Here is a 16,529-nt window from a genome sequence, read left to right on the forward strand (position 1 = left end):
ACGCCATCGATCAGGCGGGGGAAGCGGGGCGCGGGCCCAACCCGCCACAGAACGGTCGCCGTTGCCGATTCCGCGCGCGGGGCCGGGCCCGGAGCGTCAGCCCAGCGGCGAGAACACGAACGAGAACTCCGCGGGCGCCGCCTCCAGCCGGTACGCGGGCAGCACGCCGGGCCCGCACGACTGCGAACCGATGCCCTGCACCGCGTGGTCCAGGCCTACGTGGACGCGGTCCCCGGCCACCAGATCCGTCAGGTGCTCCGCCGCGTCCAGTTCCTCGCTCGTCCAGCGCCGCGCGGTGAACCAGAACGGCGCACCGCCCGCGGCCCGCAGCCCGCGCCCGTCGTCGCCGGTCAGCTCCACCCACCGCACATCGCCCCGCGCCCCGTTCTCCTGCGGCCGGACGTAAGGGGTCTGGAGCGCGTCCACCCCCCGGGCCCACTGCCCGAGCATCGCGGCCGCCCGCGTGTCCGGGTACGCCTCGCCGGGCCCGCCGCCGAACCACCGCACCGCGTCGTACGCCGGGGGCAGCGCGAACCGGACGCCGAGCCGGGGCAGCGGCACCCGCCAGTCGCCCTCCGGCACCACCGACACCGTCAGCCCGAGCCGGTCCCCGTCCGCCGTCCACCGGTACACGGTGCGCAGCCCCACGTCCCGGCCGGCCGGCGCCACCCGGGTGCGTACGGTCAGCGCGTCCGCGCCCGTCTCCACCGCGTCGGCGCGGTGGCGCATCCGGTGCAGCCCCCACTCCCGCCAGAGCCGCCCGTACCGTTCGTCCGGCTGCCACGGGGCCCCGTTGTCGTTGTCGGTGGGCGCCCGCCACACGTCCAGTCGCAGCCCTTCCACCGGGACGTCCCTGACGCGCAGGAGCGCCCCGGTCGCCGCGTCGAAGACACCCGGGCCGAGCGTGACCGTGCTCCCCGACGGCGCGGGGCGCGCCCCGGTCGCCGGTGCCGGGCGGGGCGGGGTGCCGACCTCCGCCTGGCCCCACGCCACGAGGTGCCCGCGCCCGGCCCAGCCGGTGTCATCGGCGAGCACCGCCCGCACCGTCCACAGCCCGTCGCCCGCCGCGTCCGGCGCCACGTCGGCCGAGGCTCCGGGGGCGAGCGGGGGCACGGCCAGCGTGCCGGAGGCGACGAGCGCGCCGTCCACCTCTTGCGACCAGCGGAACTCCAGGTGGCCGAGCCCGGTGAAGTCGTACCCGTTGGTGACGGTGAAGGCGCCGGCCGTCGCGCCCGGGGCGATGCGCACCGGTTCGATGACCTTCTTGTACTCGATGAGACCGGGGGAGGGGATGCGGTCGGGGAAGAGCAGGCCGTCGCAGACGAAGTTCCCGTCGTGCGGCTCCTCGCCGAAGTCGCCGCCGTAGGCGAAGCCCAGCTCCGGGTGGGCGAGTCCGTGGTCGATCCACTCCCAGACGAAGCCGCCCTGGCACCGCTCGTACCGCTCGAACAGCCGCTGGTACTCGCTCAGTCCGCCCGGACCGTTGCCCATGGCGTGCCCGTACTCGCACAGGACGAACGGCATCGCCCGCCGCCCGGCGTCCAGCTCCGCGTCGGCGAGCGGCTCCTCGGTCCGCTTCCCGATGCGTTCGACCTCGGCATGCGTCGGATACATCCGGGAGTACACATCGACGTCCGCGCACGACGGGTCGCCCTCGTAGTGCAGCAGCCGCTCCGGGTCCCGGCCCCGCATCCACCGGGCCATCGCGCCCAGACCGGCGCCCGTGCCGCACTCGTTGCCCAGCGACCAGATGATGACCGAGGGGTGGTTCTTGTCCCGCTCGACCATCCGGGCCGCCCGGTCCAGCAGCGCGGGCGTCCAGCGGGCGTCGTCGACCGGGTTGCCCCGCCAGCCCACTTCGGCGAAGCCATGGGTCTCCAGGTCGCACTCGTCGATCACCCACAGCCCCAGCTCGTCGCACAGGTCCAGGAAGGCGGGGTGCGGCGGATAGTGGCTGGTCCGTACGGCGTTGACGTTGTGCCGCTTCATCAGCACCAGGTCGCGCCGCATGGTCCGGGCATCGACGGTCCGGCCGGTCTCCGGGTGGAACTCGTGCCGGTTCACGCCCCGCAGGAGCAGCCGCCGCCCGTTGACGGTGATGGCACCGTCCTGGACGGCGACCGTACGGAACCCGATGCGCAGCGCGATCCGCTCGCCGGGCGTCACCAGCTCCGCCGCGTACAGCCGGGGCGTCTCGGCGGTCCACGGCTCGACCGGCAGCGTCACCGTGTCGCCCGTCGCGACGTCGGCGCCCAGCTCGGGCACCAGGACCCGCCCCTCGGCCCCCTCGCACTCGACGCGCAGCGTCCCGGAGCCGTCGCGGTGGTCGTATCCGGCGTGCACGAAGAAGTCCCGGGGTGCGCCGGGCGGGCGGTGCAGCAGTGTCACGTCACGGAAGATGCCCGGCAGCCACCACTGGTCCTGGTCCTCCAGATAGCTGCCGGACGACCAGGCGTGCACCCGTACGGCCAGGACGTTGGCGCCGGGCCGCAGACGGCGGCCCACGGCGAACTCGTGCGGCAGCCGCGAGCCCTTGAAGTCGCCCAGCTCCACACCGTTCAGCCAGACCCGGGCGCACGAATCCACCCCGTCGAACCGCAGTACGGTCTCCCCCTCGTCCGGCCATCCGGCGGGCAGCTCGAAGGTCCGCAGATGGTCACCGGTCGGATTCTCGGACGGCACGCGCGGCGGATCGACCGGGAACGGATAGACGACATTCGTGTACGCGGGCGCCCCGCCCGCGCCCTGGAGCACCCAGTGCCCCGGTACGGCAACCGACGTCCACGCCGACGCGTCGAATTCCGGCCGCGCGAACGATTCGTCCTCGGTCCCGGCGGCGGGCGAGAGGCGGAAGTCCCACCGGCCGTTCAGGGACAGCCGCCGGGCGTCGGACGCCGCGTACCAGGAACGCGGCGCCAGCGTGCCGGTGCCGGGGGCCGGATTCTCGTACCAGGGCAGCGAGTCGGTGTCGTTGCGGCTCATGCGTCTCCTCGGTCGGTTTCGCCCTTCGGACAGGCACGCTAGTCAGCGAAGAAACGTTCCACCACGGGGCGTCGGACGAGATCGACCGGCCCATCTGTCCGAACCCTGACGTATCCCTCCCCCCTTGTGCCACCATGACGCCTCCGGAGTCGGGCGCCGTTTGTCAGGGGCCGTGCGCGGAGGGTGAACCCCGCCGGCTCCGGACCGGACCGAGCGGCGAGGGGGGTCGGGGATTGGCGAGTGGAAACGGCGCGGTCTGCCCGGTGTGCGCGACACCCGACACGGGCGGGCCGCGATGCCCCGGATGCTCCTGGCGGATGCGGGGCGATCTGACCCTGGGGGCGCTGACCGACCAGGACCTGGAAGCCGCCCGGACCGCGCTGCGGGGCGCCCAGCACACCTGGGACCTGCGGGCCGCGACGCTCGCCGGGGGTGAAACGGGACGGGCACCGCGGCTCGCCCCGCCGCTCCGGGCCGGACCCGCGGGACCCGGAGACCGCGCCCCCGCCCCACCGCCTGCGCCCGCCCGCCCGCTGCCCCCGCACGACCCCGCCGCCGGGCAGCAGATCCTCAACGACCTGGTCGCCGGCCGCATCGCCGACGTGGTGTTCGCCGAATTCGCCCCCGACCGGGTGCACGTCATCAAGGCAGCCGTCGACGCGTCCGGCATCCCCCGGCAGGCCGACGCGGGCAGCACCGACTGGGAGACGCTCCTCCCGCCGCTCGGCCAGGACCCCGACCTGCGCAGGTTCCGGCTCGCCGGAGGCATCGGCACCCAGGAGGCGCCGGACCGGGCGGAGTTCGACGCGGCGGTCACCCGGTGGCTCCGCGCGCACCCCGTGCTCTCCCGGGCCCGCACCCTCGTGCTGCTCGACCGCCGCGCCGGCTGGGTCCTGCTGGAGCGGGCCGCCGCCCTGCTGCGGTCCGCCCGCCCGCCGGCCGCCGAGATCGGCCCCGGACCGCCGGAGCCCGCCGGGACGCGGGGCACGGACACCGCCGAAGCGGTGCGCTCGGCGCTGCGGACGGCGCCGCTGATGGTCGACCACTCCCTGCTGCTCGCCCGGGTGGACCGCCGCACGGGCGAGGTGCACGCCCACACCCAGGTCCTCTTCCCCGCCGGGTCCCGCCTCCGGCGCGGCGAGACGGCGACCGTCGAGATCACCGTGTACGGCGGCCTCGCCACCCGCGCCCCGGTCCTCCTGCCCGTGCTCGCCGGAGCACCGGCCGCCGACGGCACCGGAGCGGTGACCCTGTCCGCACGGCAGACCGCGCTCGCCGCCTTCGCCCCGGCCCGGCTCGCGTTCGTCCTGCACGGCCCCGGAGAGGTGACCGGGGCGGGCGCCGGCTCCGGCGGGACGCCACCGGCCCCCGGCCCGGACGAAGGCCGCACCCCGGGCGCGTTACCCGACCTCCCGGCGCTCCTCGGGGGCCTGCCCCGGCACGTCATCCACCCGCCCGCACTCGATGTGCTCCTCACCGTCGAGATGAGCGGCGCCGACCCCGCCGAGACCGCCGAGCGGCTGGAGTTCGTCCGCGACCTCGTCGCCGCACTCTCCCGCCGCCACGGCCCCGGGCTGCGCGTCGGCCTCGTCGGCCACTACGACCACGTGACCCACGAGAACCGCTACGGGCCGCGCCCCGTGCTCCTGCACCGCGTCCCGGCCGGCCCCGCGCACGCCGCTCTCGACGCCCTGGCCGGCTGGCGGCCCGCCCGGCGCGAACAGGACACCGTGTCCTCGCTGGAGGACGCGCTCAAGGAGACGGGCCGGCTCCTGCGGGGACGCCCGGACCGAGGCGCAGGCCCGCGCGCCGAACGCATCGTGCTCGTCGTCGGCCGCCGCCCGCCCGGTCTGCCCGAACAGCACGAGGTGGTGCCCGCCTGCCCGCTCGGCGCCGACTGGCGCACCGAACTGGACGCCCTGCGCGCCCGCGGCGTACGCGTCATGGCCCGCGCGGACCCGCACACCGCCCCCGGCAAAGGCCCGCAGGGCCTCGTACACCGCTACACCGCGTCCACGTGGGACGCCCTGCGGGCCGACGGCTCCTTCCGCCCCGGCACCGACACGGCGGACGACGTGGCCGAGGCCCTCGCCCCTCCCTGGCAGTGGGACGGCCCGCCCTGCCGGCTGGCCCTCGCGACGCCCCTGCTGTGACCCACCGCTCGGTACGAGGAGAGACCATGACCGATCCGTACTACGACCCCAACGAGCCGCCGCAGGACGCGGTCGGCAGCCCCCCGCCGCCCGGTCCCGGACCCTCGTCCTCCGAGCCCGACGCCACCACCACCCCCTGGGCCAACATCCCGCCGCAGCCGGACTCCGCCCCCGGGTACGGGCCCCAGCCGCCGCCGTACCCGGCCATCGACGGCAACCTCGACCCCCTGCCGATCCCCGGCGCCCCGACCGGGGTGGAGAACCCGGCCGATGAACGCGTCCGCATCGGACTGTGGGGCGCGCCCCGCTCCGGGAAGACGACCTACCTCGCGTCGATGGCCATCGCCGCGATGCAGATGCAGCGCCACAGCCGCTCCAACTGGGTCATCGGCGGGATGAACCCGGAATCCATCGAATTCCTCAACGACGGCGTGACCCAGCTCGCGATCCAGCGCGTCTTCCCGGACGCCACCGTCGGCCTCCAGCCGCTGTCCTGGTCCTTCCAGGGCTCCGAGGAGGGGACCGGGCCGTTCAAGAAGAGCAAGCAGACCGGATTCATCCTGGAGGTCCAGGACGTGACCGGCGAGGCCTACCGGGGGGACGAGGCCAACGCCCTGCGCCCCAGGGTCCTGGACCAGCTGGCCCGCTCCCAGGGGCTGATCTACCTCTACGACCCGCTGCTCGACAGCCAGCGGGCCGCCGAAGGGCTCAACTTCCTCTACTCCATGCTCACCGAGCTCAACGCCCGGGTACGGGACGCCGGCAAGCTCCACCGCAACCGGCTGCCGCACCACGTCTCGGTCTGCATCACCAAGTTCGACGACCCCGAGGTCTTCCGCCCCGCCGTGGAAGCGGGTTACGTCACGCAGAGCATGGAGGGCAACCGGCTGCCGCGCGTGCCCGACGAGCAGGCCGGCCGCTTCTTCCAGTGGATGTGCGACGACGTACGCGGCGCCAGCGCCCGCCTCGTACGCGACTGCCTGGCCGCCTTCTTCCACCCCCAGCGCATCTCGTACTACGCCACCTCCGCCATCGGCTTCCGGCTCAACCCGCAGCACATCTTCGACTACCGCAACTACCTCAACGTCGAGGTCGTCAACGGCGAACGCCGCATCTGCACCTCGCCCGTGCCCATCAACGTGCTGGAGCCGCTGATCGACCTGGAGAAGCGCATCCGGTCCGGCGGATCCAAGCCGTGGCAGCGGTGAGCGACAACCCGGGCACGGTCCCGCTGCCCGCCCGGTGGGCCGTCCTCGGCAAACGGCCCGGCCGCAGCATGGGGTACGAGGTGCTGGACGGCAGCCTGCCCGGGGACCGCGCCCAGCGCTACCTGTGGAGCGCCACCACCGGCACCCCCGACGGCCGCGACCCGGCGGGCAGCCTGCCCTGGCGGGTCTTCCTCAGCACCGCGGACGGCGAGGACCGGCCCGTCTGCGCGGTGGTCGACACCACCTGGGACGGCTCCAAGGACGGCACCAGCAGGCCCAGTTACACCTGGCGGCTGCTGCTCGCCGAATGGCAGCCCGCCAGCCTGGCCGGGGTGACCTGGACCTCACTCGGCCGGGCCGCCGCGCAGGCCGACCCCGTGCCCGGCGCCGACCTCACCCTGCGCGCCGAACGGACCCCGGCCGCCGAACTGGCCGCGACCGTCGACCGGCTGGGCTTCGACTGGGCCGCCGGGATCGCCGCCCTCCTCCTGGACGGCCGGCACCTCGTCATCACCGCCCCGCGCGGCGGCACCCTGCCGGACCTCGACGAGCGGGTGCGCATCCTGGACGCGGTCTGCGCCCTGCTGCCGTACGGCTGCCGCACCTGGCTGAGCGGCGCCACCTGGGCCGGGAAGACCGAGCACGGCCTGCGGCTGGTGTTCGCCTCGTCCGCGCGCACCGGGCAGCTGGAGACCCCGCTGCGCACCGGCCGCCCGCCGGCCCCGAGCGGTGACACCGCCCGCACCTATCTCGCCGAACTCACCCGGGTCAGGGCCAAGTACGACTCGACCGCCGACGTCGTCGCCCACCTCCTCGCGGCCACCGCCCCCGTCCCGCTGCGCGAGGGCGCCGACGCGGTACGCGTCCTGCGCGAGATGGACCTCCTCGACTCCGTCCTGGACGACGTACGCCAGGGCCGGGGCCGGCTGGACGACGTACGGCGGCTGCTCGACCTGCACGCCGTGGAGACGCTGGACGCGCAGCGGCAGCGGGAAGTCGTACGGTTCCTGGGCCGCGCCGCCCTGCGCCCGGACGGCGCCGCCGCCTCGGCGGTCCTCGCACACCACTGGACCGGGGACGTCCCCGACCTGCTGGCCGCCGACGTGGTGGCACAGCCGGCGTCCCTGGACACGTTCGGGCTGGCCAGGGGATACCTCGGCCTGATGCAGCAGCTGGAGGGGCCCGCGCGCCCCAGCGCCTTCGGCCGGCTGTTCGCCGCGCTGGCGACCACCCCCGGCTACGACCCCGTCTGGGTCGGGCAACTCGCCTTCATGGTGGAGCAGAAGTACGGCTACTCCACCGAATCGGTCGACCGGGTCCTGGCGCGCACCCCCAAGGCCGGACTCGCCTGGGTGCGTGGCCTGTTCGCCGACAACACCCGCGAACTGCGCCCACTGGAACGCCTGCTGGCGTTCGCCTCCACGGCCGAGGGGGGCCCGGTCCCCGGCTGGCTCCGCTTCGCCGGGGCGCTCACCGGCCACTGCGCACCCGCCGAGGTCGGCCCCGCCGACGCCGCCGAGTTCACCGGCAGCCACGAGGACGGCTGGCGCATCGCCCTGGAGACCGCGCGGCACCACCGGCGGCCCGAGGCGATCGGCCCCATGTGGCCGGTGCTGCGGCAGACCCTGCACGGCAGCAAACGGGCCGAACTGCTCCCGCTCCTGGAGGCCCTGGCACCCGCGGACTCACCCGGTGTCCCGCCCGCGACGGCCGCCGACGCCGACCTGCTGTGGCTGCTCTCCCGGGCGGCGGGCCCCGACTACCGACCCGCCCCCGCGCTGCCCCGGCTGCGGCACCTCGCCGCCGACGCCACCGCACTCGACCGGTACGCCGCCGTGCTCGTCACCCGCACCGAGGGCGACCCGGACCTGCGGGACAAAGCCGTCGCCGCCCTCCTCGGGGAGCGGCCGGACCCCGTGCACGGCTGGCCCGTCCTCACCCGGTGGATGCGGCAGCGGCCCAGCATCGAGATCACCGTGGGCGAGGAGCTGGCCCGCCGGTTCATGGCGGCGGACTACGCCCACTGGCTCGGCCTCGACCTCCCCGAGGAGCTGGTCGAACGCATGGAGCGCTCCGGCCTCGGCTGGCTGCGGCCGGTGCGCCGGCTCCGGCTGGCCATCAACGCCGCGGCCCCGCTGGACGAACTGGCGCGCATCATCATCAGCGGCTCCCCGCACCGCTCGGTCACCGGCCGCCTGCTCGACGAGGTCGCCGCCCTGCTGCGCGAGTGCGGTGCCGAGTTCGCCTTCCGCCTGACCACGGAACTCGACGGACAGCAGCCGGGCTTCGGATACGGGGTGTACCAGGCACTGGGCCGCGACTCCAGATTCCGCGAGCTGCGCGCCCGGCTGATCGGCTTCAGCACCCAGGAGGAGATGCGCCACCGCCGGATCATCGGAGCCCTGAGCGCACCCGCCGGATACACCACCTCCCCACCCCCGGGACAGCACGGCCACCGGCCGCACCACCCGCCGGCCCCGCCGGCCACCCCCGGCGCACCCCCGGCCCCCATCCCGGCCACACCGCCGCCCCAGTCGCCCGACGGCCGCTCCGGCTACCCGCCGCCGCCCCCGGACGACCAGCCGTCCCGGCGGCTGCGCGACAAGTTCATCAACTGGGGGCGCCAGTGACGGCCCTCGCGATCGACGCCGGATCGCGCTACACCCGGATCGCCCGCGTCGGCCCGCACGGCGATCCGGAACCGGTCGAGCTCCCCGGCTCGGTGCCCGGCGAGGGCCTGCCCGTGCCCGAGACGGCGGCCGGCGACCGGGGCGCCGCCCTGCGCGCCGCGTACGACGCCTACCGCCGGCACCACGACGCCCCCGGCCGGCTGCTCGTCGTCGTCCCGCACGAGGACCGGGCCGTACACGCGCGCCGCGCCGCCGACGCCCTCGCCGCGCCGCCCGGCACGGGCCGCGCCCCCGAGGTGCGCACACTCGCCACCCCGCACGCGGTGCTCGCCCTGCTGAGGCACGCGGGAGCCGTCGGACCCGGCCGGTACGCGGTCTGCGACCTCGGCGCGGCGGCCGCCGACGTCACCGCGTGCGTGGTGACGCACGGCGCGGTGGCCGTGGCCGGCACCTCACGCCACGCCCCCGCCGACGGCTACGGCACCGCCTACGACACGGCCCTCCTGACCCGGTCCGGGCTGCCCGCCGACGCGGCGGGCCACCACGCCCTGGCCGCCGTCCGCGCCGAGCCCGGCGCCGGCCGCCGCATCGGCCTCGTCCTCGACCGGGCCGCCCGCGACCCCGGCCGCTTCGCCGCCACCGCCGTCCACCACGTGGCGGGCCGCCCCGTCACCGCGGGCGCCGTCCGCTCCGCGCTGCCGCTGCTCACCGACGGGCTGGACCGGGCACTGGACGAGGCACTGGGCCCCGGCCCGGCCGCGCCCCTGGCCCTGGTGGGCGGCGTCGCCCGCTTCGGCCCCCTGCGCGGACACCTGGAAGCCGCGGGACGCCCGCTCACCGCGCTGCCCGACGGCACCGACCCCGCCCACGCGGCGGTCCTGGGCGCCGCCCTCGTCGCCGCCGGGCGCATCGACCCGGCCGACCGCTACCCGTACGCCGTGTGGATCGGCGCGCACCGGACCGTGGCCGGCCGCCCGGCCGACATCGAACTGCTCGTCAGCGCCGCCGGGACGCTGGAGCCGGGCGGGCCCGCCGTCTTCGCCGAGGCGGACGGGCAGCGCGTCGGCGTCCGCACCGGACCGGCCGGAGCCGCAGTCGGCCGCCCCGTCCGGGTGCGGGTGGGCGACCCGGAAGGCGGCGGCAGCACACCCGTCCGCACCCTGATGCTGCCCGGCGGCGGCCCGGACGACCGCTTCCACATCGGCGTCCGCTACGCCGTCGACGGCACGGCGGTCCTGGAACTGCACCCGCTGGGCTCCGGGCAACCCGGCTCGTACCCCCTGGGCACCCTGCCGACCGACCTCGGCACCGACTCCAAGGAAGTGGGCTCGTGAAGCACACCGGTCCCTCGCGGCCGCGCCGGTACGGCGCGCGCTGCGCCGCGCTGCTCGCCGCCGCCCTCCTCGCGGCCACCCCGGCGACGACCGCCCATGCCGCCCCCGCCGCCCCGGACCCGACCCGCGCCGAGATATACCGCGCGCTGCGACTGGACCAGGAACCCGCGGACTACGTGATCCTCGTGGACACCTCCGGCTCCATGACGCAGGAGGGCCGTTACAACACGGTCCGCTCGACGCTGCGCCCCTTCCTGGACGGGCTCACCCCCGAGGACCACGTCGCGCTGTTCACGTTCGACTCCCGGACCGAGGCCCGGTACGTCGGCGAGGCCGGCGACACCTCGAAGATCATCGCGGCGCTGCCGGGCTCGCCCGACCCGGACGGCGACACCGACATCGGCGCCGCGCTGGACGCCGCCCTCAAGGAGGTGGCCCGCGACGACGCGTCCCCGGTGGCCTCGATCGTGCTCCTCACCGACGGCGAGCACCGCCCGGCCGCCCACTCCCGCTACCCCAAGGCATCGGGCCCCGCCTGGAACGACCTGAACGAGCGCGCCGAGTCCGTCGCCGGCCACACCGAACTCGCCGGATACGCCATCCCCCTGGGCGGCGGCGCGACGGGCGCCGGCCTCCTCGGGAACGTCGTACCGGACACCACCGTGCTCCGCCCCGACGGCATCCAGGACCTCGGCGCCTACCTGTCCCGGGCCGGCGACCGCACCCGGGCCCGCAAGGCGGCCCGGCTGCTCGCCCCGGACATCGGCAAGGGCGTCACCGCCACCTGGCAGAACGACGGCGAAACCGACCTCAGCGACGGCTCCGCCACCGCGAAGCTCACCCTGCGCTCGACCACCGCCCGCCTGCCCCTGACCGTCACCGGCCTGCACGCCTCCGTCACCGACCCGGACCTGACCGTCCGCAGGCTGCCCGACCACCTCACCCTGGAGCCCGGCGCCTCCCGGACGTACGAGATCGAGCTCAGCGGCCGGCCGCAGGCCGGAGCGCTGCCCTACCGCAGGACCGAGCACACCCGTGCCACCCTCCGCCTGACGGGCAAGGTCACCTCCGCCTGGCAGCGGCCGCTCGCCCCCGACGTCCGGCTGAAGACCCCGCAGTCGGTGCGCGTCGCGAAGGCGGAGCTGCCACTGCGGGCCACCGTGGGCTCCACCGCCTTCCTGCCCGCACTCGCGGCGGCCCTCGTGCTGATCGCCGGGGCCGGGTGGCTGGCCTGGCGGCGGGTCAGCCGGCCACCGCTGCGGGGCGTCCTCCTGCTCTCCACCCCGTTCGGCGGACCGCTGCCCGAACGCATCGTGCTCCAGGGCCGCCGCATGACCCTGCGCCCCGTCTCGACCGGCGGCCACGGCACGCTGCACGGCCGGCGCAGGTCCACCGGCGAGGGCCCCCGTGTCGACCTGCACATCCGGTTCACCCCGGACGGCTCCGAGGCCCGCACCACCAACGCCGTCTGCGGTCCGGGCGGCGAAGTCGTCGTGGGCGGCGTGTCCTTCACCTATCTCGGCGAGCACGGCCGCGTACCGGCCGAAGGGCGGCCCGGATGACCGGCACCGCGCTGAACGTGGCCGCCACCCGAGTAGGGACCGAGACCCTCGGGCCCGGCGTGCGGTCCGCGCTCTGGGTGCAGGGCTGCCCCTTCAGCTGCGCCGGATGCATGGCACCCGACTGGATTCCCTTCCGGCCCGCCCGGCAGGCCGAACCGGGCGACCTGGCCCGGGAGCTGCTGGCGGACCCGCGGGTGACCGGGCTGACCTTCTCCGGGGGCGAGCCGATGGCCCAGGCGGCCGGCCTCGCCGAAGTGGCCCGGCGGGCCCGGGAGATACGGGACGTGTCGGTGGTCTGCTTCACCGGTCACCGGCTCGAACGGCTCCGCACCCGGCCGCCCGGCCCCGGTGTCGCCGCCCTCCTGGCCGCGGTCGACGTCCTCATCGACGGCGTGTACGTGGCCGCGCTGGACGACGGACGCGGCCTGCGCGGCAGCTCCAACCAGCGCGTCCACCACCTCACCGGCCGCCTGGCCGGCAGCGGCTACGACTTCGCCCACCGCGCCCGGTCCGCCGAGATCGCCGTCAACGGCCCGGAGGCCCTGCTCATCGGGGTCCCGCCGCGCGGCCTGCTCGACGCGTTCGACCGGGCGGTCGACGCGGTCCGCACCCGCACCACCATCCCCACACGTGTGAGAGGACAGGAACACGATGAGCGGTAGGAAGCGCATCCAGGTCGACGAGGCGGAGTGGTACCGCATCCAGCGCAAGGCCCAGCAGCTCAAGAACGTACAGCGCAAGATCCCCAAGCTGATCGACGAGGTGCGCCGGCAGACCGGCGAGGACCTGGACCGGGTCTTCTCACGCGTCGAGGAGCGCCAGCAGCGCCACGAGCAAGTCGTCCAGGGCCTCAGCGAGCAGACCCGGCAGCTGGAGGCCGACACCGCGCGCCGGCTCCGGGAACAGGCCACCGAGGTGCGCGGGGCGCTCGCCGCGTCCGCCGGGCGGATCCGCGAGGAGACCCGGCAGCGGCTGGCCGAGCAGCAGCAGCGGGTCCGGCAGGCCATCGCCGACGAACGCGCCGAACGACGGGCCGAGACCGCCCGGCTCTCCGCCGAGATCGGCGTGCTCAGCCAGGACCGGGCCCAGGCCGGCCGCGCGGTGAAACCCTGGCTGGCCGACGCCCGGTCCGTCGCCTCCGAGATCGCCGACGCCGGACTCCACGAGCGTTACGCACCGGGGGAGCTGGACCGGCTGACCGGCCGGCTGACGACCGCCGAACAGAACGCGGCCGAGGGCAGGTTCGACGCCGCGCTCGCCGTGGCCCAGGAGACGTACCACTCGCTGAGCGAGCTGCGGGCCGACACCGAGCAGCGCGAACTGGAGCGCTGCACGGCCCAGATGGCGGCCATCGACGCCCTGGCCACCGTGGCCGGCGAGATCGAGGACGGCCGGGAGCAGCCCGTCGACGGCCCCGACGGGACGGTCCTGCCCGGCTATGTGGTGGACGTCGACTACTGGTCGGAGGGCGAGTGGGACCGGCTGCGGACGGAGGCCGCCGAATTCCTGGCCCGCGCCCGGGACGACGGCACGGCCACCGACGAGCTGCTCCTGCTGCGGGACCGGGAGGCGCCCAGGCTGGAGGAGGAGCTCGGCGAGACCGTGGAGCAGGCGACGATGCGTCACCTGGCCTCGCAGCTCCGGGTGAACCTGGCGGACACCGTCGCCCAGACCCTCAGCCGGATCGCCCTCTACGACTTCGTCGACGGCGAATACCAGGACGCCGACCCCCGGGGCACGTACTACGCGAAGCTGCGCCACGAGAACGGCAACGAACTCGTGCTCGACATCTCGCAGGCCGCCCCCGACTCCGGCGAGCAGGTCGTCCGGGTCCTGTCCTACGACTACGACGTCACCGCCGAGGAGGAGCTCCGCAACCGGGCCGAGGCCGTCCGGCTGGCCCTCGCGGACGACGGCCGGGCAGTACCCGCGGCCCCGGAGTCCGAGCCGGGCGCCCCCGACCCGCGCTTCCTCGACATCGAGGCCCACCGCAGGCGCGGACAGCAGCGGGCCGGACGCCGGCAGGACCAGGCGGGGGGGGAACGGGGGAGCGGCGCATGACGAGGACGACGAAGCAGTCCGGCCCCGTCGTGGAACGCCTGGACGGGGCGGCGCTGCGCAGCGGCGAGCCCTTCACCATCCTCTACGGGCCCGGCGCGAGCGACCTCTTCGTCGACACTGCCTACCAGGTGTGCCACCTGGAGGAGGCGGTCTGGCGGCTGCTGCGCGCCGAGGGGTACGAGCGGATCGTCTTCAGCTCCAGCGACCACCCGGTGTACTTCCGGGACACCGCGTCGCGCGACCTGTCCCGGCGCACCCCGCCCGGAGCCCGGCCGGCCGGCCGCACCGGGCTGCCCGCGATGCGCACCCCCGGCATGCGGGGGCCGATGGGCGACCTCCGGGTGACCGGCGCGACCGCCCCCGCCCGGCACGAGTCCGAACCGCTGCCGCCGCCCGCCCCCGGCGTCAGCGACCCGTTCGCCGTGATGAGCCTCAAGGGCTACCTGAGACAGCGCGAGCACCGCACCGCCGTCGTCTTCGCCCACGCCGAGGCCACCCTGCGCCACCACCGCGCCCAGCGCGAACTGGCCGGCGCCATGGACCAGTGGATCCACGACCACGGCAACGGCAACCTGTGGGTGATGGTCTTCCGCAAGGCCGACCTCAACGAGGTGGCGCAGTTCGTGGAGTCCTGCCACGACTACCCCGACCTGGAGACCCTGGTACGCCAGCAGGCCCGGGAGCCCGGCCGGCCGGGAACCGCCCGGATCGACTACCCGCCGGCCGCCGAGGTGGAGCGGCTGATCCACACCGTGCGGCTGCGCACCGGGCTGCGCGTCCAGGACTGGCGCGAGCTGGACTCCGTCGTCAGGGCGATGGGCAGCCACCTCCTCAAGGCCCGCGCCTGGCAGGCCTGGCTGGAGAGCCTGAGCGACACCCCGGGCGCCGTCCTCGGCCCGGCGGCGCTGCGCGGGGCCTTCCCCGGCGCCGCCACAGCGGCCGACCCCCGGGACCCCTGGGAGCGGCTGGCGGCCATGCCGGGGCTCGACGTGGTGCGCGAGCGCTTCGAGCAACTGCGCGCCGAGGTCGAGACGGTGGAGGCCCTGCGCGCCGAAGGCCGGTCCGTCGTCCTCGAACCGCCCTCCCTGCACCTGGTGTTCACCGGCAACCCGGGCACCGGAAAGACCACCGTGGCCCGGCTCGTCGGGGAGATCTACCGAGACCTCGGGCTGCTGAGCCGGGGCCATGTGGTCGAGGCGAAGATGCGGGACCTGGTGGCCGGCTACGTCGGGCAGACGGCCGCGCTGACCGACGCGACGGTCGACCGGGCCCTGGACGGCGTGCTGTTCATCGACGAGGCGTACGGACTGAGCGACCAGCGCGACGGATTCGGCGACGAGGCCATCCAGACGCTGCTCGCCCGCATGGAGAACGACCGCGGCCGGCTCGTCGTGATCGTCGCCGGATACCCGGACAAGATGAAGGAGTTCCTGGGGGCCGACCTCGGCCTCCAGAGCCGGTTCGCGGCGGCCAACGTCCTGCGCTTCCCCGACTACCCGCCACAGACCCTGCACGCCATCGCGCTCGGCCGGCTCCGCGAGCGCGGCGCCCTCCCCTCGGCCGAGACCGGGGACCAGCTCCTGGAGATCGTCACGGGGATGCACCGCACCCGGGACGCCTCCTTCGGCAACGCCCGCGACATGCGCACCCTCGCCGACGCCGTCTTCTCCCAGTGGTCCCAGCGGGTGCGCCGCCGGGTGGACGAGCCGGTCCTCCCCGAGGACGTGCCGGAGGACTACGGTGCCTACCGGGCGCAACCGGCCCCCGACCCCTCGGCGCTGCTGGCCGAACTGGACGCCTACGTCGGCCTCGGCCCCGTACGCAAGGTGCTGGAGAGCCTGGCCAAGCGGCAGCGACTGCGCCAGGCCCACGGCACCGGCGACCTCGTGCCCCCGCACATGGTGTTCACCGGGCCGCCCGGTACCGGCAAGACGACCGTGGCCCAGCTCGTCGGCAAGCTCTTCCGCGACCTGGGCCTGCTGCGCAAGGGGCACGTCGTCCCGGCGAGCCGCGCCACCCTGATCGGCGGCTACCTGGGGCAGACCGCCCCGCTGGTCCGCAAGGCGGTGCAGGACGCCCTGGACGGCGTGCTGTTCATCGACGAGGCGTACAGCCTGGTCAGCGATGTGCGCCACGGCGGCTACGGCAAGGAGGCGATCGACACCCTGGTCCTGGAGATGGAACAGTGGCGCGGCCGGCTCGCCGTGATCGTCGCCGGCTACCCCCGCGACATGGACTCCCTCCTGGCCGCCAACTCCGGCCTCCCCTCCCGCTTCACCGAGTACGTCCCCTTCCCGCACTACGGGACCGACGACCTGGTGGAGATCCTGCGCCGGATGGCCGCCAAAGAGGGCTACACCCTGGGCCCCGAGGTGGACCGGCACGCCGCCGCCTGGCTCCGCGCGGTCAAGCGCGCCGACCCGGCGGGGTTCGGCAACGCCCGCACGGTACGCAAACTGCTGGAGCTCATGGAAGCCCGGCTGGCCGACCGCTACGACCCGGGGAGCGCGGAGACGGGGAGCGCGGAGTTCACCCGGTTCCTGCCCGACGACGTACCCGGGCCGCCGCCCCACTGACCCCGGGCCGGGCGCGCCGCCGC

General features: G+C 75.4%; 9 protein-coding genes. 8 read left to right on the top strand and 1 reads right to left on the bottom strand.

The window, feature by feature from the left end; translation table 11 throughout:
• Positions 1–96: 96 nt before the first annotated feature.
• Positions 97–2,982: a glycoside hydrolase family 2 TIM barrel-domain containing protein gene (locus B082_RS0133275; RefSeq protein ID WP_018556104.1), complete on the bottom strand. Its 2,886-nt coding sequence runs from the start codon at positions 2,980–2,982 to the stop codon at positions 97–99.
• Between the two features lie 317 nt (positions 2,983–3,299).
• Between B082_RS0133275 and B082_RS0133280 the strand changes: the two genes are divergently transcribed.
• From B082_RS0133280 to B082_RS0133315, 8 genes are read left to right on the top strand one after another with little or no spacing between them, the layout of a single operon-like run.
• Positions 3,300–5,135 (top strand): hypothetical protein, encoded by a 1,836-nt coding sequence (locus B082_RS0133280; protein WP_018556105.1) that lies wholly within the window; start codon positions 3,300–3,302, stop codon positions 5,133–5,135.
• Positions 5,136–5,161: 26 nt separating this feature from the next.
• The gene (locus B082_RS0133285) at positions 5,162–6,343 is read left to right on the top strand and encodes a hypothetical protein (RefSeq protein WP_026250444.1); all 1,182 of its coding nucleotides are present in this window, start codon (positions 5,162–5,164) and stop codon (positions 6,341–6,343) included.
• A complete protein-coding gene (locus B082_RS37250; protein ID WP_234018303.1) occupies positions 6,331–8,973 on the top strand; it encodes a hypothetical protein in 2,643 nt (880 codons plus the stop codon). Before B082_RS0133285 ends, B082_RS37250 begins: the two co-directional genes overlap by 13 nt.
• Positions 8,970–10,307: a hypothetical protein gene (locus B082_RS0133295; RefSeq protein ID WP_026250445.1), complete on the top strand. Its 1,338-nt coding sequence runs from the start codon at positions 8,970–8,972 to the stop codon at positions 10,305–10,307. The genes B082_RS37250 and B082_RS0133295 overlap by 4 nt, the downstream gene beginning before the upstream one ends.
• Positions 10,304–11,869: a vWA domain-containing protein gene (locus B082_RS0133300; protein WP_018556106.1), complete on the top strand. Its 1,566-nt coding sequence runs from the start codon at positions 10,304–10,306 to the stop codon at positions 11,867–11,869. The genes B082_RS0133295 and B082_RS0133300 overlap by 4 nt, the downstream gene beginning before the upstream one ends.
• Positions 11,866–12,531 (top strand): 4Fe-4S single cluster domain-containing protein, encoded by a 666-nt coding sequence (locus B082_RS0133305; protein ID WP_018556107.1) that lies wholly within the window; start codon positions 11,866–11,868, stop codon positions 12,529–12,531. The genes B082_RS0133300 and B082_RS0133305 overlap by 4 nt, the downstream gene beginning before the upstream one ends.
• On the top strand, positions 12,521–13,930 hold the full coding sequence (locus B082_RS0133310; protein ID WP_018556108.1) for a hypothetical protein: 1,410 nt from the start codon (positions 12,521–12,523) through the stop codon (positions 13,928–13,930). The genes B082_RS0133305 and B082_RS0133310 overlap by 11 nt, the downstream gene beginning before the upstream one ends.
• Positions 13,927–16,506: an AAA family ATPase gene (locus tag B082_RS0133315; RefSeq protein ID WP_018556109.1), complete on the top strand. Its 2,580-nt coding sequence runs from the start codon at positions 13,927–13,929 to the stop codon at positions 16,504–16,506. The genes B082_RS0133310 and B082_RS0133315 overlap by 4 nt, the downstream gene beginning before the upstream one ends.
• Positions 16,507–16,529: the final 23 nt, after the last annotated feature.

The organism is Streptomyces sp. ATexAB-D23 (assembly GCF_000373645.1).
GTDB lineage: Bacteria > Actinomycetota > Actinomycetes > Streptomycetales > Streptomycetaceae > Streptomyces > Streptomyces castrisilvae.